This is a genomic window from Enterococcus sp. FSL R5-0957 (assembly GCF_038008005.1).
Classification (GTDB): domain Bacteria; phylum Bacillota; class Bacilli; order Lactobacillales; family Enterococcaceae; genus Enterococcus_B; species Enterococcus_B faecium.
On the sequence record NZ_JBBOYG010000001.1, the window covers coordinates 1,353,859 to 1,374,434 of the forward strand.

Genomic DNA, 20,576 nt, shown 5'->3' on the forward strand with positions numbered 1-20,576 from the left:
TCCTCCTTAGTTTTCTTCGCTTCGTGAAGTTTCTGGTAAGATAAGATTTAAAATGATGCCAAGTACAGTTGCTAATGCCATTGCCGACAATGTAAATGTGCCTACTTCAAAGACGAGTCCGCCAATTCCTACTACTAAGATAACTGAAGCAATCAACAGATTTTTCTTTTTATCAAAATCGATTTTGTTCTCGATTAAAATTTTCATTCCACTTGCCGCAATTACTCCAAATAAGATAAAACTGATTCCTGAGATGACTGGTCCAGGGATACTTAAAATCAAAGCGCTTAATTTTCCTACGAATCCTAAAATGACTGCAAATACTGCAGCTCCACCGATCACAAACACGCTATGGACACGTGTGATAGCCAGAACACCAATGTTTTCACCGTAACTTGTTACAGGAGGACCTCCGACAAAGGCTGCCACGATTTGTGCTAACCCATCACCTGTCAACGTCTTATGAAGACCCGGTTCTTCAAAGAAATTACGTTTAGTTAGTTTATTCAATACCATAAGATGGCCGATATGCTCTGTCATCGTCACAAAAGCGATGGGTGCCATTGTTGTGATTGCTCCAAGATATAGCTTTGGTTCATATTGTACAAAGGGAATCTCAAAGTTAGGAACAGCAAACCAGGCAGCGTCTACGATTGGCTTAGTATCCACGATTCCAAACAGCAAGGCTACGATGTATCCGCTAATGATACCTAGTAAAATCGGAATCAATCCGAGAAAACCTCTTAGCCACATGTTGAAGAAAATTGTTAATCCTAATGTGATCAGTGCTACGGCAATATACTTGAAATCATATGTGCCTTGATTATACATAGCATTTGTTGCTGCATTTGCCGCAAGTCCCAACCCGATAACCATGATGACTGGACCGACGACGATTGGAGGCAAGATTTTATCCAGCCATGCTGAACCGATCTTTTTGATGATCAGCGCAACAATCAAATAGACTAATCCAGTTGTGACTGCTCCTTGTGCAATCGCTGGATAACCATCTGTTTTCATCAAAAGCTGCATCGCTGCAATGAAAGCGAAGCTGCTTCCTAAGTACGCAGGTATCTTTCCTTTAGTAGTAAATAAGTACACCAATGTACCTAGTCCTGAACTGACTAGCGCGATACCTGGATCGATACCTACTAAGATGGGGACTAACACGGTTGCTCCGAACATCGTGAACAAGTGTTGTAAACTTAATCCTACCCAATGTCCTGGGGTTGGGCGATCGTGGATATCTAACACCACGTCATCATTATGAAATCCTTTTTTCTCCGACATGTTTCTCTCTCCTCTAATCTTCCTCTTTCAAAATCATGATGCGATCTTGTCCATCAAGCTCTTGCATCTCTACTAAAATCTCTTCCGCCCGAGATGTTGGAATGTTCTTCCCAACATAATCTGCACGGATTGGCAATTCTCGATGCCCACGATCCACCAGGACTGCTAATGAAATTTTTCTTGGTCTGCCAAAATCCATTACTGCGTCCATTGCTGCTCGAATCGTTCGTCCTGTATACAAAACATCATCAATCAAAATAACTTCTTTTCCTTCTAAGGAAACTGGGATGTCAGAAGAATGAAGTTCCGGTTCTTCTGGATTTTCTTTTTTGTCATCTCGGTATAAAGTGATATCCAGTTCTCCTACAGGAATATCGATATCTTCTAGCTGCTTCAGGCGTTCGGCAATTCTTGATGCAATGTAGATTCCACGTGTTTTGATACCTACTAATACAATATCTTGGATACTATGATTTCTCTCGATAATCTCGTAAGTAATTCGAGTCAATGCTCGCTTCATCGTTACCTGATCTACTACTTCTTTTGCTTGCATTTTCATTCCCCCTACTTTTTTGCATAAAAAAACTCCTGCCCTAAGAGGACAGGAAGAATGTTTAGACTGAGCGTATACTGATACACTGATAGCTATACTATGTCAATGAGCAATCTACTTATGGCGCACCATACGTATCCTTGCTCCCACCCTTCTTAGCCTCACGGGACTAAACTTAAAGGAATTCTATTAAGTTTTATGCTTTCGTTGTTAATTACTATACCGTTATCTAAATTAAAATGCAATGTTTTTTCTTAATTTTTCTAAAGTTTTTTCAAAAACTTCTGGAAGAGGTGCTTCAAAGATCATCTTTTCGTTTGTAGTCGGGTGCGTAAAACCTAACATTTGCGCATGGAGAAACTGACCATTGCCTTTCAAAGTTTTCTTCGGTCCGTATACTGGATCTCCAGCTAACGGATAACCGATATACTTCATATGCACACGGATCTGGTGTGTTCTTCCGGTTTCTAGTTTTAATTCAACCAGAGTAAATCCTTCGAAACGTTCCAATACAGTAAAATGTGTGACACCCGGCTTCCCATCTTCTCTTATCGCCTGCATTTTCCGGTTTTCCTTCGAACGGCCGATTGGCGCATTGATGGTTCCTTTTTCGTGAGGAATCTCTCCATGGACTAAAGCAACATATTTGCGCAAAGAGGTCTTATCTTTTAATTGCTGAGCTAATGATTCGTGTGCCTGGTCATTTTTGGCAACCATTAGCAGTCCAGAAGTATCTTTGTCGATTCGGTGAACAATACCTGGACGAATAACGCCGTTGATCGTAGAAAGATCCTTGATATGGTACATCAGCGCATTGACCATTGTGCCATGCGTATGACCTGCTGAAGGATGAACGACCATTCCTTGAGGTTTGTTTATCACCGCTACATCTTCATCTTCGTAAACGATCGTCAACGGGATATTTTCTGGGACCACATCTAATGTTTCTGGTTCGGGGATCAAGACAGTAATCTCGTCTCCTTGTTTTACTTTGTAATTTGCTTTGACTGGCTGTCCATTGACAGAAACCGCTCCATTTTTCAGCCACAGCTGAATTTGCGAACGGCTGTAATCGGTGAATAAATTAGTCAATACTTTATCGATCCTACCAGATTCATGGTGAATCGTCGTTTTAAGTTCTGTCATTTTTTTCTTTGATCCTTTTCATCTAAAATAATATAAATTAATATACAAATCACTCCACATACAAGCGTCACATCTGCTACGTTAAAAATCGGAAAGCTCATAAAATCTGTCTGGAACATATCTACTACATAGCCAAGACGAATACGGTCGATAAAATTGCCAATCGCACCAGCTAAAATCAGGCTCAATCCAATCATGAACCAGCGATTACCTTTTTCACGATTTTTAATCATCAATGTGAGAATCACAACGACTGCAATGAGTGTCACTATAGTAAAGAACCACATCTTCCCTTCTAGCATACTCCATGCGGCTCCAGTGTTTCGAATATGATTCAGTGACAAAATACCTGGTATAAGATTTTTCGTCTCTCCAAGCGCTAGATTATCAGTGATCCACCATTTGACCAACTGATCCACTCCTACTAGCAAAGCGCTGAATATCCAATAAATAATTAACAAAAAATCAATCCTTTTCTATTTGTTTATAAATATCACGAGGTCGTACGATCCCGAGCAGATTACCATCGGGATTCCCATCTTTAGTGATAAGTACGGCTTCCAAAGTCCCTTGCTCACGAAACATCGCTTCAACCTCGTAAATATGTGTGTTAGCTGGAACAAAATGATAATTTGTGTACTTTCCGTTTTGGATGATCAAATCCAACGCTCGTTTATTTGTTAAATCAACCGGACCTTTTTGGCTTTCTTTTGCTAGCCAAAACCCGATATTACGTAAAGTAATCAATGCTACAAATTTTCCTTTATTGTATAACGGAAATTGTGAATACCTTTTTTCTGCTACTATCTTTAACAGTTCAAGTAACGGAAGATCTTGTTCAAAACCTGTTACACGTTTTGCAAATCGAGGCAGCACGGTTTCAGGCTGAATCAGTTCTTGTTCGATCAGCTGGATTCGCTTGACTGTCCAATCATTTGGCTCTGCAATGACAAAATCGACTGCGATCCGATCATGGACGATCGCATTCCTTAACTGAGCAAGCTGTAAAAGATCATCTTCGTATTTTCTGATCATTAATTGTTTTCTTTGAGCTAGGCGTCTGACAAGTTCGGTAAATCCCATATTTCGTGCATTTCCCATCTCGTCTCTCATCCATTTTTCGATTCGATTGAAACTGATTAAAAAAAGATCAGAGTTTGCCATAATTTTCCTCCTTGGTCAAATATGCCCGGTTTTTTATATAAAAAAAGAACGCAATCAACACAATAACTGCAAAAAAACTGAAAAATAAATTTTGTAGGAAAACGGCCCCCAACCCAGTTGCTAGAAATAAAAACGGATAGATTTGAAGAATCAAGTAATTCATTGTGATCACATAAGCAGGCTTTGCTTCTTTCACTGTATAAACGGGGCTTTTTAGCCAATAAAAGGTAACCTGCATCGTAAAGGGCACTTCCAGATCAAGCGTTATCTTTTGTTCATGACTGAGAACACTGCGTTTTTCATTGTTGATTCTTAATTGAATCGAGCTACCCATACCGTAAAAACCGGTTTTTCTTATAAATGTCGTTTTCATCATACCCTCCTATTATGCTTTAGTATAGCTCAAAATACAATAAAGAAAAAGAATGATCCTAGTGTAAACAAAATTAATTCCCTATCGTCTAAAAAAAGAAGCTGTAGTCAAAATACAGCTCCTTCGATGGTAGATTATAATCAAGCTTAAAACAATCCCAACACTTCTCCGTCATTTGTCACGTCCATATTCAATGCAGCAGGTTTTTTAGGCAAACCAGGCATCGTCATAACATCTCCAGTCAAGGCTACTAAAAATCCTGCCCCTAATTTTGGGATGATTTCGCGGATCGTGATGGTGAAATCTTCCGGTGCACCTAGCAGTGAAGGATCATCAGAAAATGAATACTGTGTTTTTGCCATACAAATCGGCAGTTCGTCCCATCCATTCTTCGTAAACTCTTCTATTTGTTTTTGCGCTTTTTTGCTGAAAACAACACCATTTCCTCCGTAAATTTTCTTGACGATTGTTTCTGTCTTTTCTTGTATCGTTTCTTCTAGGCGGTATAATGGCTTGTAATTAGCTTCTTTTCTATCAATCAATCGTACTACAGCTTTTGCTAAATCAACGCCGCCTTCTGCTCCATCTGCCCATACACTCGCTCTCTCGGCAAGAATCCCCTGATTTTCACACAAGTGCTCCAACAGTGTGAGTTCATTGTCTGTATCTGTTACGAATTCATTGATTGCGACGATCACAGGTAGCTGATATTGTTCCATATTACGTATATGGCGCTTTAAATTTGCAAAACCTACTTTCAAAGCATCAAGATTCTCATTTTTAAGTTCATCTTTTTTCATTCCGCCATGCATTTTCAATGCACGGACAGTGGCGACAATCACCACAGCATCCGGCGCTTTTTTCAAGTTAGGTACTTTGATATCTAAAAATTTCTCTCCGCCAAGATCTGCACCAAATCCTGCCTCTGTGACAACGTAATCTGCTAATCTCAATGCTGTCTTGGTAGCTAAAATACTATTGCAGCCATGAGCGATATTGGCAAACGGTCCCCCGTGGACAAAAGCTGGTGTTCCGTAAATTGTTTGTACAAGATTCGGCTTGATTGCATCTTTCAGCAGTAATGCCAGAGCGCCTTCTGCTTTCAAGTCTCCAGCAGTCACAGGCTGACGGTCAAATGTGTAGCCGACAACGATCCTTGCAAGACGAGCCTTTAAATCTTCAAGGTCTGCCGCAAGACACAAGATAGCCATGATTTCGCTGGCAACTGTGATATCAAATCCATCTTCTCTTGGGACACCTTGGATTGGCCCACCCAAGCCAACAATTACTTTACGCAGTTCACGATCATTGAGATCGACTACCCGTTTCCAAATCACTCGGCGGGCATCGATGTTCAATTCATTTCCTTGATGAATATGATTATCTAAAAGAGCAGATAATGCATTATTAGCTGTTGTGATAGCATGCATGTCACCAGTAAAATGCAAGTTGATATCTTCCATAGGCAATACCTGTGCATATCCTCCGCCTGCAGCACCGCCTTTGATTCCCATCACAGGACCAAGTGAGGGTTCTCGCAATGCAATAACAGATTTTTTATTGATTTTATTGAGCGCGTCTCCTAACCCTACAGTGATCGTTGACTTTCCTTCGCCAGCTGGTGTTGGATTGATGGAAGTAACTAAGATCAAATGCCCCTCAGCGTTATCCTTTGATCGATTGATTCCAGAAAAATTGATTTTCGCCTTATATTTCCCATACAGTTCCAAATCGTCTTCCTTAAGATCTAATTTACTAGCCACTTCAACAATCGGTTCTAGCTCTGTTTCTTGTGAAATTTGCAGATCATTCTTCATTTGATTACCCCTTTTCACGAACTTTATTCAACAAAATATCTTCTTTGTTAAGATATGCCAATTATACCTTTTTTTATTCAGAAAAAAAACATAAAATTACAGGTTTTTAATTTATTTGACGTACTTATAAATACTCTTTATAATGAAGGCTATGATCAGACTTTAGAAAGGTCGTGAGTGCTTTGACCACAGGAATTGTAAAATGGTTTGACAACAAAAAAGGATACGGCTTTATCAGTTATGATGACACAGAAGAAATTTTTGTACATTTTACTGCGATTGAAGAAGAGGGATTCAAAACTTTGGAAGAAAATCAAGTGGTCGAATTTGAGATCATCGAAGGGAATCGAGGAACACAAGCTGCCCATGTCAAGAAAGACAACGTTCAGACTACCGATACTAGTATGCATGAATAGATAAACAAATAGAGTGAGACGCTAAACGGGATGAACCGTACGTCTCACTCTTTTCTTTTCCTGTAAAAATTCGTTTTTTTAGGTTCTGATTTTTAAAATTAGCTTTTTCTTTTTTTCGTATAAGGATAAGGAATTGATTCTGATTTGGGTCCGTTTTTTTCAAAATGATCAAAAAGGACTACTTGATCTTTTTTTCGCATCATGAAAACAGATGGGGCTTTCTCATCTTGCAACATCATTTGCACCCCAGTATTAGTTGGCGTCAAAGATCGAATCTGTCCGACAGATATTTCTCGGTCTTTCCAAAAAGCAGCATAACGTATAATCACAGAGTTTGATTTTAAAATAAAAGAACGTCGCAAACCTAGAAATAGAAAAACAAGAAAAATACCTAGAACAAAATTGCTTTTCCAATAAGGACCTGTGTTTTCTAAAGAAAGAATCAGACTAAAAAACAGAATGATCAAGGTCAATGACCAATAGATGATCGTATGTGCCAGTTCAGGCTGCCATCGAATATTTTTTTTCATTCTCTAACCTCTCACCGATTCAGTAATGATATAATCTTACCATAACATTAGTTTGAACAAAAAGGAGAATCTCTTTTTATGTTAAAAGTATACATTGATGCCTCTACAAAAGGCAACCCTGGTCCTAGTGGAGGCGGAATCTTGATTGTCTATCAAGGTAAACAAGAACAGCTATCTATCCCGCTTTCTATAGGGACAAACCATCAAGCAGAGTTCGAAGTCTTTTTAAAAACTTTAGAATTTCTAAAGAAAAACGACTTACAGAATGAAACGATTTTCTGTTTTTCAGACAGCAAAACACTAGTTTCTACGGTCGACAAAAACGCAACGAAGAACGAGCTCTTCCTTCCCTACCTTCAAAGAATCCAAGAACTTCTATCCGAATTTTCTTTATTGATCCTGCAATGGTTGCCCGAAAACAAAAATAAAGGAGCAGATAATCTTGCACGTCAGGCTCTCTATAAACAATTAAAAGAAAAAAAGACTCTTTAAATTAAAAACTTTAAGGAGTCTTTTTATAGTTTCTCATTTAATATAAAAGATAATTGTGATCAAACGTAATTTCCAATTGGTAATCTCCGATTTTTTCTTCTATTTGACTACGTAAGATTCTTTCTAGTTCTGTATCATCAAACTGGAATTTCTCAGGGACCACTACATCAAATTGCAGCGTTTTTCCTTGATGAATTACTCTAAAATCATGAATATTAAGCCCTGTACCTGTTTCAAGAAGAATTTGTTTTAACTGCCGCAAGATATTATAGTATTTTTCGTTATCAACAGGCATTGGATCCAAGTGACAGACAAGTTCCACATCCAAAGACTTTTTAAAGTCTTTTTCTATCAGATCAATAATCTTATGAGCCACATTCAAATTCATTGATTCATCTACTTCGATGTGGACTGATGCAAAGCGTTTATTGGGTCCATAGTTATGCACCAATAAATCATGATAGCCAAGTATATCATCGCAAGCATTTAAATGCTCTTCCATTTCTTCAATCTCTGCTGGCGTTGGGCGACTTCCTAATAGTTCGTATACAAAATTTCGAAGCATCGTCAATCCACTATAAAGGATATATAATGCTAAAGCAAAACCTATATATCCATCGATACGCCATCCAGTTACCCATTCGATTGCTGCTGAAAGCAATACAGCCAGTGTAGTAAAGACATCATTATAACTATCTGTTGCTGTAGCTCTCAATGTTTCAGAATCAATGGATTGCGCAATAACCTGATACATTTTGCCTTGTGCAAATTTCAAAAAGATGGAAATGATTAGGACAAAAAAGACGATGGGTGTTAAAGAGACATTTTCTGGATGGATGATTTTTTCAGCAGAAGACTCTAAAAATTGAAATCCTACATAAGTAATGATGATCGAAACAAATAACCCACTGATATATTCGAAGCGTTCGTGTCCATAAGGATGTTCCTGATCTGCTGGCTTTGCAGCAATTTTAAATCCGATCAAAGTCAATATGGATGAAGCAGTATCTGATAGACTGTTCACTGCATCAGCCATAATGGAGACACTTCCTGAAAAAAGCCCGATCATTAGCTTAGAGACAAACAAGATCAGATTCGTAACCAATCCTAAGATACCCGCTAGTACTCCTTTTTTTGTCCGCTGTTGCGGTATTTGTTTCTTTTTTTCTTCTTGTTTCTTAGCCAAGTTTTTTACCCCTTCTAGTTTGCTTGTTGCTCAGGTAAACAGATGGAGAGGACGATTGTTTTCCTCTCCTCTCTTCCTTTTTCTATCTATCGTGCGTCCTATTACTATTAAAAGATGGTCATTATTCTGGTTTCAACGGTGTTGCTGCAAATAACGCTTTTGCTAGTAATGGTGTTATGATTCCCGCACCTATTGCTTCTGGTATCCCATTGATTGCTGCAACCCCTGCTAAGGTTTTAAATAAAAGAGCAGAATCTACACCATAGGCATCTGCCATTGCACCTGTATAAAATAATCCCATGAATCCTAACACTAAGACTGTATTGACCAATGAACCCAGTACCCCTGCAAAGGCTGAGCTGATCGTTATTGATTTATTTTTTTGATAAATCCAGTGGAAAACCAAGCCTGCTACTAAGCCAACAAGTACTCTGGGAACTACCGAGATAATCGGATTCGTGAACACTAATGTATCAAATGGCGTTGTTGGCATGGCATAGGCACGAACAATTGTAGCGATTCCCCAAAACAAGCCAATCACCATGCCATCTTTTGGGCCTAATACTACTGCAGCAATAATTACTGTGATATGGATAATTGTTAAACTAATGAATCCTAATGGAATAAATCCCAGCCAAGGAACCATCGCTTGTACGATGATGATTGCTAACAAGATCGCACGTAAGACTAGTCGAAAGGTCTTATTTCTACTATTCATTTTTTCACCCCTTTTTATTTATACTAATCGTAAAAATTTCTGTCACTTTCGTCAACTAAAGACCATCCGAATCCGACCATTTGATTAGATGCGCCAGCCAATTGAAAAAAGTATGAGGGCAAGACTTGTTTGTCTTCGCCCCCATAATCATGTTTCGTTCAATGTTTGAACTTTTGTTTTTCTGTCAAACGTAAACGCCCTATTGTTGCGCAACCCATTCTTTCGCAGCTTTAAGTGCATCTGGAATACCAGCAGGATTTTTCCCGCCAGCTTGTGCCATGTCTGGACGTCCACCACCGCCACCGCCTACTTTCGGTGCGATTGCTTTAATCAAGTCGCCAGCTTTTAGTCCAGCTTCATTTGATTCTTTCGTCATTGCCGCTAGCAGACTGACTTTTCCTTCTTGTTCGTTTGCTAAAACAAGAATATCTGAAATATTTTTTTGTTTCCATTGGTCAGCTAATTGACGCAGCTGATTCATATCTTTCACTTTTACTTGTGCTGCAATGATTGTTTTTCCATTGATCGTTTCTGGATCTTTGAATACATCACCAGCTTGTTGATTCGCTAACTTGCTAGCTAATTGTTCATTTTCCTTTTGTAGCTCTCTTACTTGCTGTTGCAATTGTTCCGCTTTTGAAACAACTTCCTTCAATTGAGGTGATTTAACAATTGTTGCTACTTGTTTTAGTTGTTTTTCTTCTTCTTCAAGTAGTTCGTACGCTTCTTTACTTGTTACAGCCTCGATTCGTCGCACGCCTGCACCAATTCCTGATTCAGAAACGATTTTGAAGATTCCGATGTTTTCTGTATTTGCTACATGTGTGCCTCCGCACAGTTCGATTGACCAGCCGCCAATATTTACTACTCGAACGTCATGTCCGTATTTTTCACCAAACAAAGCCATTGCACCCATGTTTTTGGCTGTATCGATATCTGTTTCAATTGTTTCAACTGGGATAGCTTCCCAGATTTTTTCGTTGACGATTCTTTCCATTTCAGCTAATTCATCTGAAGTGATTTGACCAAAGTGGGTAAAGTCGAATCGTAAATGTCCAGGAGCGACTAAAGAACCAGCTTGATTTGCATGCTCGCCAAGTACTTCTTTCAATGCCTTGTGCAGTAGATGGGTTGCTGTATGGTTTTTGATGATCCGATTGCGCATCGATTGATCAATCAATAGATGATAGGTTTGTCCTTCACTCATTGGTGCTTTTACTTCTACGGTGTGCATAAATTGACCATTAGGCGCTTTTTGAACATCTGTAACAACTGCTACGATTTCGCCTACTTCATTCATGATCCATCCTTGATCCGCTACTTGCCCACCCATTTCTGCATAGAAAGGTGTTTGATCAAAGATCATTTGAGCTTCACCTTCTGCGACTTCATTCAAAAGAGACTCACCTTTAACGATGACCAATAATTGACTATCTGATTCTTGTTCTGTGTATCCAATGAATTTACTTTCTACTTTGATATCTGTCAATAAAGCAGATTGTACCCCCATTGATTTTTCAGTACTGCGGGCAGAGCGAGCACGTTCGCGTTGTGCATCCATTTCTTTTTCAAAACCAGCATGATCAACTTTCAGTCCTTCATCTTCTGCCACCTCTTCCGTTAATTCTACTGGGAAGCCATATGTGTCGTATAGTTTGAAGATGTCTTTTCCTGCTAGAGTCGTCCCGTTTTCGTTTTTTACTTCTTGGATCACTTGATTTAAGATTTCCAAACCTTCATTGATTGTTTCATTGAAACGTTCTTCTTCTGTACGGATAACTTTTTCAATAAATTCTTTTTGTTGAAGTACTTCAGGATAATAACTTACCATGATTTCCCCAACAACAGGGACTAAACGATATAAGAATGCTTGTTCAATACCTAATTTTTTCCCATGCATGACAGCACGACGAAGCAAACGGCGTAAGACATACCCTCTCCCTTCATTCGATGGCAATGCACCGTCGCCAATAGCAAATGAAAGGGCGCGAATATGATCTGCGATTACTTTGTAAGAAATATCTGTTACTGGGTTTTCACCATATTTTACTTGTTTGCTTAGCTTTTCTACGGCGTGGATAATAGGCATAAACAAGTCTGTCTCAAAGTTCGTTGGCGCATCTTGAACGATTGAGACCATGCGTTCCAATCCCATCCCCGTATCAATGTTTTTATGAGGAAGTGGTTCAAATGTGTTATCAGGCTTATGGTTGAATTCTGAAAATACTAAGTTCCAGATTTCTAAATAACGTTCATTTTCTCCTCCTGGATAGTTTTCAGGATCATCTTCTGCTAAATCGTTATAAGCTTCTCCACGGTCATAGAAAATTTCCGTATCCGGACCACATGGGCCTGCACCGATATCCCAGAAGTTGTCTTCTACATCAATAATGTGATCTAGTGGCAGGCCAACTTCTTCATGCCAGATGCGTTTTGCTTCTGTATCTTTTGGATAAACTGTTACATAAAGTTTTTCTGGATCGAATGCCATCCATTTTGGATCAGTCAAAAATTCCCATGCCCAGTGGATGGCTTCATTTTTGAAATAGTCACCAATCGAAAAATTACCCAGCATCTCAAACATCGTATGGTGACGTGCTGTTTTACCGACATTTTCGATATCATTTGTTCGAATAGATTTTTGGGCATTTGTGATTCTTGGATTTTCTGGCACAACTGAACCATCAAAATATTTTTTCAATGTTGCAACACCAGAGTTGATCCACAATAAGGTTGGATCGTTCACGGGGATCAAAGACGCACTAGGTTCAATCGTATGTCCTTTAGATTGGAAGAAATCAAGAAACATTTGTCGAACTTGTGCACTACTTAATTGTTTCATGTCATTACCTGCTTTCTATAAATTAAATACAAAAAAACACCATCACAGCCAAGGACGAAAACTCGCGGTACCACCTTGATTGCAATGATGTGTAATCATTACCTCTTAAACTCGATAACGCTGAGCTGCGTCGGTATTTCTACCAAAATAGAAAAAGGGAGCAATTTGATTAGTGACTATTCTTTTTTCAGCCAAGAAAGAATTTTCTGTGAGTCTTAAAAAACAAATCATATCCTTTTCGTACTTAATTAGTATACGCATTCTATTGATCACTGTCAATATCTCAATTTTTATTTTCATTTCCTTTTGGTCATACTCCACGATTTTTGGTACGATAAGAATAAAGGAATCAATACATCTCTGCTATTCATGACAAGGAGGAATATGATGAAAAAAATAGTTGGAGCGGATGAATGGATACGCGCAGCTAGCTGCTTTTTGAGATATCAAGTTTTTGTATTAGAACAAGGGATTCCTGCAGAACTAGAATTCGACGGAAAAGATATCCCGCAACAAACCTATTATCTATTTCTTGATCAAAAAAGACCAGTAGCTACTTTGCGTTATGAAAAGAAAACACCTACTTGCTTCAAGCCGGAACGATTTTGCGTAGCAAAAGAATACCGAGGAAAAGGGTTAGGCGGTCAGTTGCTTGAAGCTGCTGAAAAACGGGCGGTTTCAGAAGGTTGTCAGACTAGTTATGTAGTAGCTGAAATGACGGCTGTAGATTTTTATGAAAAACAAGGGTATCATACTTGCACAGAACCTTTTATTGAAGATGAAGTACTTTGTATCGGAATGGAAAAAAGTCTAGCTTAAAAACAAGAGATTGTGACACGCCTTTTGTCACAACCTCTTGTTTTTTATTTATGTGAATTTTTCTTATTTTTACGAGCAGTACGGCTTTGCTGTCTGCGTTCGATTTTGCGTTCTTTTTTATTTTTTTCTGCAATTGCCCAATCGATTTTTTTCTTATAACCAGGCTTGATCTTTTTCTTTTTCTTCTTCACAAGACCAATCAGCGTGGGATCTAATACATCTTTTGATTTTTCTCGTTTGGCACGTCTATTACGATCGTATGTTTTGACGATTTCCCCGTTTTTGATTTCTTTTGGTTCAAATGAGACGCCCAATTTTTCTATCGCATCAATGGCTTGCTCATCATTTGGCGAATATAACGTAATGGCCGTTCCTTTTAAGCCATTACGTCCAGTACGTCCGACACGATGGATAAAGAAGTCTAGATCTTCTGGAATTTCTGCATTGATAACATGAGAAACACCTTCGATATCGATCCCTCTAGCAGCTAAATCAGTCGCTACAACATATTGATACTCCAGATTCTGTACTTGTCGCATCACTCGTTTTCTCTCTCTTGGGGTGATGTCTCCATGAATCTTTGCTACTTTCAAGCCTTGGTTTTTCAAGTAATCGGCAATTTCATCCACATGCTGTTTTGTATTGGCAAATACGATTGCTAAATAAGGATGACCAATTGTCAGCAGTTGATAAATCATTTGATTCTCATCTTTACCTTTTGTTGAAATCAGCCAATTTTCAATGTCTTCAGAAATAACTGCTTTTGGTTTGATTTCTTCAATGATTGGATTTTCCATGTATTTTCGTAAGAATGGACGAAGTTTTTCTGGAATAGTGGCAGAAAAAACTAAAAACTGCAGCTTTTCTGGTAATCGACTTGCAATTTGGTCTACTTCATTTAAAAAACCCATATCCAATGTCATATCCGCTTCATCGACAACAAATGCAAATGCGGTGTGAATCTTCAGCGCTTGTTCATTCATCATGTCTAATATTCTACCAGGCGTGCCTACTACAACCTGTGGCTGTTGGTGATGCAGACGATTTAATTGACGCTGTTTGTCTGTACCGCCGACAAAATTCGAGACACGGATCTCCGGTGTAGAAAATTTAGCGATTTGTGTAGCTGCTTCATAGATCTGTGCAGCTAGTTCCCTACTTGGAGCTGTAATAACAACTTGTACTTCCTCTTTTTCTGCATTGATTTTTTCAAACAAAGGCAACAAAAACGTATGTGTTTTTCCTGTACCAGTTTGAGATTGCCCAATGATATTTTTTCCTTTTGCAATTAAAGGAATCAAACGTTCCTGGACCTCTGTGGGCTGTTTGAAGCCCTTTGCGGTTAACGCTTCATTGATAAACGGTTTGAAGCGGAATATATCAAAATTATTCATTCGTGCACCTCTTCTCTTTAAATTATCACGACTTTGGCATTATAACACAGACAAAGCGTTTTTGCTCAGCTAATTTCGAGAATCATCATCCTTTGTTCGGCCAATCGTGCTAACAGTATATGTGTGACTAGCTTTTTCATAAAACAGAATCCGTTTTTTTCTCAAAAATGATAGCAAGATATTTAAAATAAAAATACCTTGCAGTAACAAGACACCGAGAGAAATGAATACTGCACTCATCTGCAACACCGTATTCGTTGTCGAATTCATGATTTGCTGAAGCAACTGCCCCAACCAGCTTAAACCATAAAAAAGAAAGTACAGATACCCGTAGCGGATCATCAATGCTTTTAAAGAAATTCGTTCGCGGTCTTCTTCCACCAAACGGATACGCACAATTTTTTTCCCAAGTGTCCATCCATTGGTTATAAACGGTACAATCATAAAGTATACCCCTACTTCTAATAAAAGCCACCAGATATGAGAAGTAACTGTCCCTGAATCGAACGCAAGTTTAAAGAAAATCGCCGCTACCAAATTAATAAGAGATAAAAATGTCCAGTCAATCAAATAAGCGACCAAGCGTCGAGTCAATGAGACAGTCTTTCCTTTTTCACAAGAAAGTTCATCCATTCGTCTTCTTGTAGGAAGCATAAATGTAAATAACGGCGTAACGACAAAACCAATGATTCCACCCAATGTATTTGTCACTAAATCATTCACATCAAATAAGCGGTATGGTCTTGGGTAGATAAAATAAAGTCCACTTAGCTGCGTCAATTCAAAAAATAGAGAAAGGCAGAAACTAGCAATCATCGTTTTCATAAAAGAAAGCCGGAAATAATATCTTAAATAAATGCCAAATGGTATGAGTAATAAAACATTAAAAGCTGGTTCCAAAAATACGCTCTGCTTCATTGCCGGCAGGTAGGTACTAGGTTCAGACAAGACCAATACCGTGTTGTCTCTGAAATGTTGCCATGAAGCAAATAAATGCAGCTCCATCTTTGGCCCTGTCATTTGGGCAACCGTCTCCTTTGCCGGAAGTGGTAAGATCACCAAAAAATACGCACACAATAAATAAAAAACGAAAGAATACAAAATAACTGCCCTTGTTACTAGAAATGTTCCATACTTTCGATATTCATAAATAAAAAAAACAGATGAGATCGCTAAGGCTAAAAATGGAAAAACAATCAGCGCAAAACGAATCGGTTCGATATAACTTGCCATATGACTCCTCCTTGATTCTTTGTATCTCTCTTATCTTAGCAGTCCTTTGCTGTTTCAAGCAAGTAACGAGGCTATTATTTCTCATTTCTTTCAAAGTAAAGTAAGATAAACACAAAGGGGGTGTCGAAATGCTGAATATGTACTTTGTTTTTGGCGTACCTATTTTTTTACTGTTCCTTTATGCTACGATCGCTTATGTAAGAAAAAGAACTACAATTCATTATTTAGGATTTATTCTCCTGATTATTTCGGGTTTCATGCTAGTCTTCAATCTTCAGACTTGGCAGCAAGCACTTCTTGAAATGGATAAAATGACTCCACATGCTTTGTCTAAAGTGCTTGGTTACCCTGTCTATCTGATTTGGCTTTCCATTTTCATTTCTGGTTACTTGGTTTTATTAAATATTTATCGCGGCGTACGCCGAATAGTTCAGTTACGCAAATCAAAGTAAAAGGCAGAAATCGGTTGAGCCCGATTTCTGTCTTTTACTTTGCTATTTCATCGTAGACAAAACGACATTTACGTGATCAAAATTAACGAGTACTTTTGACATTTCTTCCACGTACTCCTCATTTAAATAAAATATTTTGTTTGGCAGAGAAGTGCAGTTCTAATAAAATTCGAATGTTTTAGCTATCTACGTTTTAAATAGAGATAAATCGGGATACCAGCAAGTGTCAATACTATCCCCATCGAAGCTAAAAAGGTCTGAGTGATAAGCGTGCTTGATACGATAAAAGTCCCTCCAATGATTGCTACTAGTGGAATAAACGGATACTTTGGAACTTTGTATGGTCGAAACAAATCAGGTTCTTTTTTACGAAGAAGAATGACACCAACAAAGACCATCGTATAAAAAATCCAAATGACAAAGATCAGCATATCCGTTAGTGTATCAAAACCACCGATCATCATCATGCCAATAGCGATGACTAGCTCTAAGATACCTGCGGCTACAGGAACTTTAGTTTTATCATGAAGTTTAGCAAAGAGCTTGCTAAAAGGCAGGTTGTTTTCTTTTGCCATAACATAAGGGAGACGCATTCCAGTAAGGGTATAGCCATTGAAGGTTCCATAAACAGAAATCAAGATACCAACTGTGACCAGTCTTCCACCGAAGCCGCCAAAAATCATTTTTGCAACGTCACTTGCCGCATTGCTGTTTCCTGCGACTCCGTCGATAGATGCGATTCTTAAGAACACCGCATTTACTAATAAATAAACGATCATGATTCCGATGATTCCTAAAGAAATTGCTTTTGGCAAATCTTTCGCCGGCTTTTTCAATTCTCCCGAAATATTTCCTACGTGTATCCAACCGTCGTATGCGAACATCGTTGCTAGCAAGCCCGCTCCCAAGGCTGAGAAAAATGAAAGATTTTCTCCTGCTTGGATCGGAAACAGTTGGAAGTCTACTCCTTCTTGTCGGAACAAACCGAAAATGACGATCACAAACAAAGGGATAAGCTTGCAGACAAGCGTAATCGACTGAAAAGCCCCTCCAGCTTTAGAACCTAAAAAATTGATCAGCAGGATCGATACAGCAGCTGTAACAGCTACGGGAACAATCATTGACTGGGAAAGACCAAATAGATTGACGAACTGTGTACCGAAAATGATCGACAAGGCTGCTACATTTGCTGGAAAATAAATCACGACTTGCGCCCAGCCCAATAAAAAAGCTGCTGTATTTCCGTAAATCCGTTCGATATATTTAATCATCCCTCCTGTTTCTGGAATAGCAGCTGCCAGTTCAGCTCCTGTTAGTCCTGCACAGACAGAAATCATACCACCGAGAAACCAAGAAAACATATGCAAACTGGCGGATCCTGTAACTTCTGCTACGCTTGCGGCTTTAAAAAATACCCCTGCACCGATCACTGTGCCCATAACAGTCGATAAAGCAGTAAAAAATCCCATCGTACGTTTTAATTCATTTTCTATTTTTACTTCTTTTACTGGCGTGGCTTGATATTCTTCCATCCCTTGTCCCCTTTCATACCATAGCCAATCCCAAAAGTATAAAAAACTTTTTGGATGTGGTTCTTGTTTTATACCGTCTCTACCAATTTTTCTTTCAGTTTTTCCAACATATCCTTTGTCATCGCATCTAAGTCGTATTTCGGCGAAAAGCCCCATTCCTCTTGCGCACAAGAAACATCTAGTGAATTTGGCCAAGATTCTGCTATTGACTGACGTACAGGATCCACACCATAATCCATTTCAAAATCTGGTATGATTTTTTGAATAGATGCTTTGATCTCTTCCGGGTCAAAAGACATCGCCGATATATTGAAGGCATTTCGATGAACCAATCGATCAGGATCTGCATTCATGAGTTTTATAATGGCATCGATCGCATCTGGCATATACATCATATCCATTGATGTACCTTGATCAATGAAACTAGTGTACTTTCCTTCTTTGATTGCTGAATAATAAATATCGACTGCGTAGTCTGTCGTACCGCCTCCTGGCAAGGTTGCATAAGAAATCAATCCAGGGAAACGGACACCACGAGTATCTACGCCATATTTCACATAATAATAATCACATAGTAGTTCTCCAGCTACCTTCGTTACCCCATACATGGTTGTAGGACGCTGAAGAGTATCTTGTGGGGTACGATCTTTTGGAGTATTTGGACCAAACGCAATTGTGGTTTTGCTTCTGCAACAGCTGACAAAAGAGCAGCCAAGCGAATCAATGTGTCCACTTGATATTGTTCTGCTATGCTACGCATTTTTTCGTAATCCATTACATCTAGGATCTCAAAGATATCGTTTTTCTCAATGACTTCAGGCATGCGTATATCTGTCGCAATGACATTTTCACTGCCTAGTTCTTGACGTAGCCGTGTGATTAACTCTGAACCAATTTGTCCTAAACATCCTGTCACCAATACTTTTTTCATGATGATCCTCCTTGATCTTTTTTACTACTATCTTCAGATGATTAACAATATATGCGTGAACATGTTCTCTAATTTTAAATAGACGAAAAAACTAAATTTAGTTAAATAATTTCCATTTCTTTTCCTATTTTTTGATAAACTGCTACTGCTTCATCAAGCATTTCCCTCGTATGTTCCGCAGTCGGCATATTTCTGATCCTGCCTGTCCCAAGAGGCACAGTTGGATAAACGATTGGTTTAGCATAAATCCCATGTTCGATCAGCTCCTTAGAGAAAGTCTGAGTCACTTTTTCGTCTCCCAAAATGACTGGAGTAATAGGTGTTTCAGACATACCGATGTTATAGCCTACTTTTTTCAATTCTTCTTTAAAATAATTAGCATTTTCCCAAACTTTTTCGACAAGTTCCGGATGTTCTTGCATCAAAGTAATCGAAGCCAATGCAGCTGCAGCTGCACCTGGAGTTAGCGAGGTAGAAAATAGGAATGGCCGACTTCTAGCTTTCAACCAGTCGATTAGTGTTTTCGATCCAGCTACATAACCCCCAACAACACCTATAGCTTTCGATAACGTGCCCATTTGCATATCGATTTTGTCGCTTAATCCAAAATGCTTGACGGTTCCTGCACCTTTTCCAGTTACGCCTGAGCCGTGCGCATCATCAACGTAGGTGATCGGTCCATATTTTTCAACAATCGGAATAATTTCCGGCAATCGTGCAATGTCTCCATCCATGGAGAAAACACCATCTGTGATATACATGATTTTTTTATATTTCTTACTTTCTATCGCTTCTTTTGCTTTTTTCTCAAGGTCTTTCATATCTTGATGTTTAATTCGGATGATTTTTGCTCCGGATAAGCGGCAACCGTCAATAATAGATGCATGGTTTAATTCATCCGATAAGATAGCATCTTCTTTTGTCATTACTGCAGAGATAGCGCCCATATTGCAGTTGAATCCAGATTGAAAGGCGATTGCTGCTTCTGTCCCTTTGAATTCTGCGATTTTTTCTTCTAATTGCTGATGGATTTTCAGCGAACCATTGATCGTTCGGACTGCTCCTGCTCCTACACCATAAGTTTCGGTTGCTTCAATACATGCTTTTTTCAATTCTTCGCGATTGGCAAATCCAAGATAATTGTTGGATGCTAGATTGATCATCTTTTTTCCGTCTACGATGATACAAGCACCATTTTCACTTTCTAGTATGTCGATCGTATTGTATAACCCCTTTTCTTTCAGTTGATCCAATTCTTTCTCTAAATACATTGTTAGTTCTTTGGAAGACATTGTCTCCACCTCCATATTCATCTGTCTTGCAGAACATACCAAACATATATCGTGTCATTCATCTACAAAACAAGTATGCCATGTTTTTGATAACGCTTACACTGATTATGAGAATTATTTAACCACATTTTTTATTTACAGTATCTTTTTACTTTCAAATGACTTATATAGTATGAACAATTACCTTTTAGATAATGATCTATTTTACTCTACTTGGGCAGATAAATACAACACAACCATTGATAGAAGCCCTTTCGTTAAAATCAATTGTATTCTGAATATTTAATTTATTTATTGCATAGACCAATAAAAATACATAAAACTTCCATCTTCATTTATCAGCAATTTTTAATTTTACTCTCTGAATATTTCTTAAAAGTTTTACTTGTTGAATTC

General features: G+C 38.6%; 19 protein-coding genes and 1 pseudogene. 4 read left to right on the forward strand and 16 right to left on the reverse strand.

The window, feature by feature from the left end:
* Positions 1 to 6: 6 nt before the first annotated feature.
* From MKX69_RS06520 to MKX69_RS06550, 7 genes are all read right to left on the reverse strand, one after another.
* Complete coding sequence (locus tag MKX69_RS06520; protein ID WP_002288870.1) at positions 7 to 1,290, reverse strand: solute carrier family 23 protein; 1,284 nt, start codon at positions 1,288 to 1,290, stop codon at positions 7 to 9.
* Between the two features lie 13 nt (positions 1,291 to 1,303).
* Complete coding sequence (gene pyrR / locus MKX69_RS06525; RefSeq protein WP_002295862.1) at positions 1,304 to 1,843, reverse strand: bifunctional pyr operon transcriptional regulator/uracil phosphoribosyltransferase PyrR; 540 nt, start codon at positions 1,841 to 1,843, stop codon at positions 1,304 to 1,306.
* 234 nt (positions 1,844 to 2,077) lie between these two features.
* Positions 2,078 to 2,989 (reverse strand): RluA family pseudouridine synthase, encoded by a 912-nt coding sequence (locus MKX69_RS06530; RefSeq protein ID WP_341009415.1) that lies wholly within the window; start codon positions 2,987 to 2,989, stop codon positions 2,078 to 2,080.
* Positions 2,986 to 3,450, reverse strand: a complete 465-nt coding sequence (lspA, locus tag MKX69_RS06535) for a signal peptidase II (RefSeq protein ID WP_002306762.1) — start codon at positions 3,448 to 3,450, stop codon at positions 2,986 to 2,988. Before lspA ends, MKX69_RS06530 begins: the two co-directional genes overlap by 4 nt.
* Before the next feature lie 4 nt (positions 3,451 to 3,454).
* The gene (locus MKX69_RS06540; protein WP_341009417.1) at positions 3,455 to 4,153 is read right to left on the reverse strand and encodes a CBS domain-containing protein; all 699 of its coding nucleotides are present in this window, start codon (positions 4,151 to 4,153) and stop codon (positions 3,455 to 3,457) included.
* Positions 4,140 to 4,526, reverse strand: a complete 387-nt coding sequence (locus MKX69_RS06545; RefSeq protein WP_341009419.1) for a hypothetical protein — start codon at positions 4,524 to 4,526, stop codon at positions 4,140 to 4,142. The genes MKX69_RS06540 and MKX69_RS06545 overlap by 14 nt, the downstream gene beginning before the upstream one ends.
* Positions 4,527 to 4,672: 146 nt before the next feature.
* A complete protein-coding gene (locus MKX69_RS06550; protein ID WP_341009421.1) occupies positions 4,673 to 6,343 on the reverse strand; it encodes a formate--tetrahydrofolate ligase in 1,671 nt (556 codons plus the stop codon).
* Positions 6,344 to 6,525: 182 nt separating this feature from the next.
* Here MKX69_RS06550 and MKX69_RS06555 point away from each other — a divergent pair, with 182 nt between their 5' ends.
* Positions 6,526 to 6,759 carry a cold-shock protein gene (locus MKX69_RS06555; protein ID WP_278014046.1) on the forward strand — a complete coding sequence of 78 codons (234 nt, stop codon included), beginning with the start codon at positions 6,526 to 6,528 and terminating at the stop codon, positions 6,757 to 6,759.
* 98 nt (positions 6,760 to 6,857) lie between these two features.
* Here the strand turns inward: MKX69_RS06555 and MKX69_RS06560 are convergent, their stop codons facing one another.
* Positions 6,858 to 7,289, reverse strand: a complete 432-nt coding sequence (locus MKX69_RS06560) for an EbsA family protein (RefSeq protein ID WP_002295850.1) — start codon at positions 7,287 to 7,289, stop codon at positions 6,858 to 6,860.
* A gap of 78 nt (positions 7,290 to 7,367) precedes the next feature.
* On the opposite strand from MKX69_RS06560, the gene MKX69_RS06565 reads away from it, so the two are divergent.
* A complete protein-coding gene (locus MKX69_RS06565; RefSeq protein ID WP_002306768.1) occupies positions 7,368 to 7,781 on the forward strand; it encodes a ribonuclease HI family protein in 414 nt (137 codons plus the stop codon).
* Positions 7,782 to 7,818: 37 nt separating this feature from the next.
* On the opposite strand, the gene MKX69_RS06570 is transcribed toward MKX69_RS06565, so the two are convergent.
* From MKX69_RS06570 to alaS, 3 genes are all read right to left on the reverse strand, one after another.
* Positions 7,819 to 8,967, reverse strand: a complete 1,149-nt coding sequence (locus tag MKX69_RS06570) for a cation diffusion facilitator family transporter (RefSeq protein WP_002299705.1) — start codon at positions 8,965 to 8,967, stop codon at positions 7,819 to 7,821.
* Between the two features lie 121 nt (positions 8,968 to 9,088).
* Positions 9,089 to 9,685, reverse strand: coding sequence for an ECF transporter S component (locus tag MKX69_RS06575; RefSeq protein WP_341009424.1), 597 nt, complete (start codon positions 9,683 to 9,685; stop codon positions 9,089 to 9,091).
* 199 nt (positions 9,686 to 9,884) lie between these two features.
* Positions 9,885 to 12,527, reverse strand: a complete 2,643-nt coding sequence (gene alaS / locus MKX69_RS06580) for an alanine--tRNA ligase (protein WP_002299704.1) — start codon at positions 12,525 to 12,527, stop codon at positions 9,885 to 9,887.
* Positions 12,528 to 12,914: 387 nt separating this feature from the next.
* Here alaS and MKX69_RS06585 point away from each other — a divergent pair, with 387 nt between their 5' ends.
* Positions 12,915 to 13,346, forward strand: a complete 432-nt coding sequence (locus tag MKX69_RS06585) for a GNAT family N-acetyltransferase (RefSeq protein WP_002295842.1) — start codon at positions 12,915 to 12,917, stop codon at positions 13,344 to 13,346.
* Positions 13,347 to 13,390: 44 nt separating this feature from the next.
* Here the strand turns inward: MKX69_RS06585 and MKX69_RS06590 are convergent, their stop codons facing one another.
* Both MKX69_RS06590 and MKX69_RS06595 read right to left on the reverse strand, forming a co-directional pair.
* Positions 13,391 to 14,740 carry a DEAD/DEAH box helicase gene (locus tag MKX69_RS06590; RefSeq protein ID WP_002289190.1) on the reverse strand — a complete coding sequence of 450 codons (1,350 nt, stop codon included), beginning with the start codon at positions 14,738 to 14,740 and terminating at the stop codon, positions 13,391 to 13,393.
* Between the two features lie 69 nt (positions 14,741 to 14,809).
* A complete protein-coding gene (locus MKX69_RS06595; protein ID WP_341009428.1) occupies positions 14,810 to 15,973 on the reverse strand; it encodes a VanZ family protein in 1,164 nt (387 codons plus the stop codon).
* A 128-nt stretch (positions 15,974 to 16,101) separates the two neighbouring features.
* On the opposite strand from MKX69_RS06595, the gene MKX69_RS06600 reads away from it, so the two are divergent.
* On the forward strand, positions 16,102 to 16,425 hold the full coding sequence (locus MKX69_RS06600; protein WP_341009430.1) for a hypothetical protein: 324 nt from the start codon (positions 16,102 to 16,104) through the stop codon (positions 16,423 to 16,425).
* 182 nt (positions 16,426 to 16,607) lie between these two features.
* Here the strand turns inward: MKX69_RS06600 and MKX69_RS06605 are convergent, their stop codons facing one another.
* The 3 genes and pseudogenes from MKX69_RS06605 to MKX69_RS06615 form a co-directional block, all read right to left on the reverse strand.
* Positions 16,608 to 17,957: an APC family permease gene (locus MKX69_RS06605; RefSeq protein WP_341009432.1), complete on the reverse strand. Its 1,350-nt coding sequence runs from the start codon at positions 17,955 to 17,957 to the stop codon at positions 16,608 to 16,610.
* A gap of 68 nt (positions 17,958 to 18,025) precedes the next feature.
* A pseudogene (locus MKX69_RS06610) lies at positions 18,026 to 18,888 on the reverse strand (NAD-dependent epimerase/dehydratase family protein).
* 101 nt (positions 18,889 to 18,989) lie between these two features.
* Positions 18,990 to 20,180: a glycine C-acetyltransferase gene (locus tag MKX69_RS06615; protein ID WP_341009434.1), complete on the reverse strand. Its 1,191-nt coding sequence runs from the start codon at positions 20,178 to 20,180 to the stop codon at positions 18,990 to 18,992.
* Between the last annotated feature and the right edge of the window lie 396 nt (positions 20,181 to 20,576).

Coding starts and splice junctions, on each gene's coding strand:
- MKX69_RS06520 (WP_002288870.1), bottom strand. CDS start 1,290: ATGTCGGAGAAAAAAGGATTTCATAATGATGACGTGGTGTTAGATATC.
- pyrR (WP_002295862.1), bottom strand. CDS start 1,843: ATGCAAGCAAAAGAAGTAGTAGATCAGGTAACGATGAAGCGAGCATTG.
- MKX69_RS06530 (WP_341009415.1), bottom strand. CDS start 2,989: ATGACAGAACTTAAAACGACGATTCACCATGAATCTGGTAGGATCGAT.
- MKX69_RS06540 (WP_341009417.1), bottom strand. CDS start 4,153: ATGGCAAACTCTGATCTTTTTTTAATCAGTTTCAATCGAATCGAAAAA.
- MKX69_RS06545 (WP_341009419.1), bottom strand. CDS start 4,526: ATGAAAACGACATTTATAAGAAAAACCGGTTTTTACGGTATGGGTAGC.
- MKX69_RS06550 (WP_341009421.1), bottom strand. CDS start 6,343: ATGAAGAATGATCTGCAAATTTCACAAGAAACAGAGCTAGAACCGATT.
- MKX69_RS06560 (WP_002295850.1), bottom strand. CDS start 7,289: ATGAAAAAAAATATTCGATGGCAGCCTGAACTGGCACATACGATCATC.
- MKX69_RS06565 (WP_002306768.1), top strand. CDS start 7,368: ATGTTAAAAGTATACATTGATGCCTCTACAAAAGGCAACCCTGGTCCT.
- MKX69_RS06575 (WP_341009424.1), bottom strand. CDS start 9,685: ATGAATAGTAGAAATAAGACCTTTCGACTAGTCTTACGTGCGATCTTG.
- alaS (WP_002299704.1), bottom strand. CDS start 12,527: ATGAAACAATTAAGTAGTGCACAAGTTCGACAAATGTTTCTTGATTTC.
- MKX69_RS06585 (WP_002295842.1), top strand. CDS start 12,915: ATGAAAAAAATAGTTGGAGCGGATGAATGGATACGCGCAGCTAGCTGC.
- MKX69_RS06590 (WP_002289190.1), bottom strand. CDS start 14,740: ATGAATAATTTTGATATATTCCGCTTCAAACCGTTTATCAATGAAGCG.
- MKX69_RS06595 (WP_341009428.1), bottom strand. CDS start 15,973: ATGGCAAGTTATATCGAACCGATTCGTTTTGCGCTGATTGTTTTTCCA.
- MKX69_RS06600 (WP_341009430.1), top strand. CDS start 16,102: ATGCTGAATATGTACTTTGTTTTTGGCGTACCTATTTTTTTACTGTTC.
- MKX69_RS06605 (WP_341009432.1), bottom strand. CDS start 17,957: ATGGAAGAATATCAAGCCACGCCAGTAAAAGAAGTAAAAATAGAAAAT.
- MKX69_RS06615 (WP_341009434.1), bottom strand. CDS start 20,180: ATGTCTTCCAAAGAACTAACAATGTATTTAGAGAAAGAATTGGATCAA.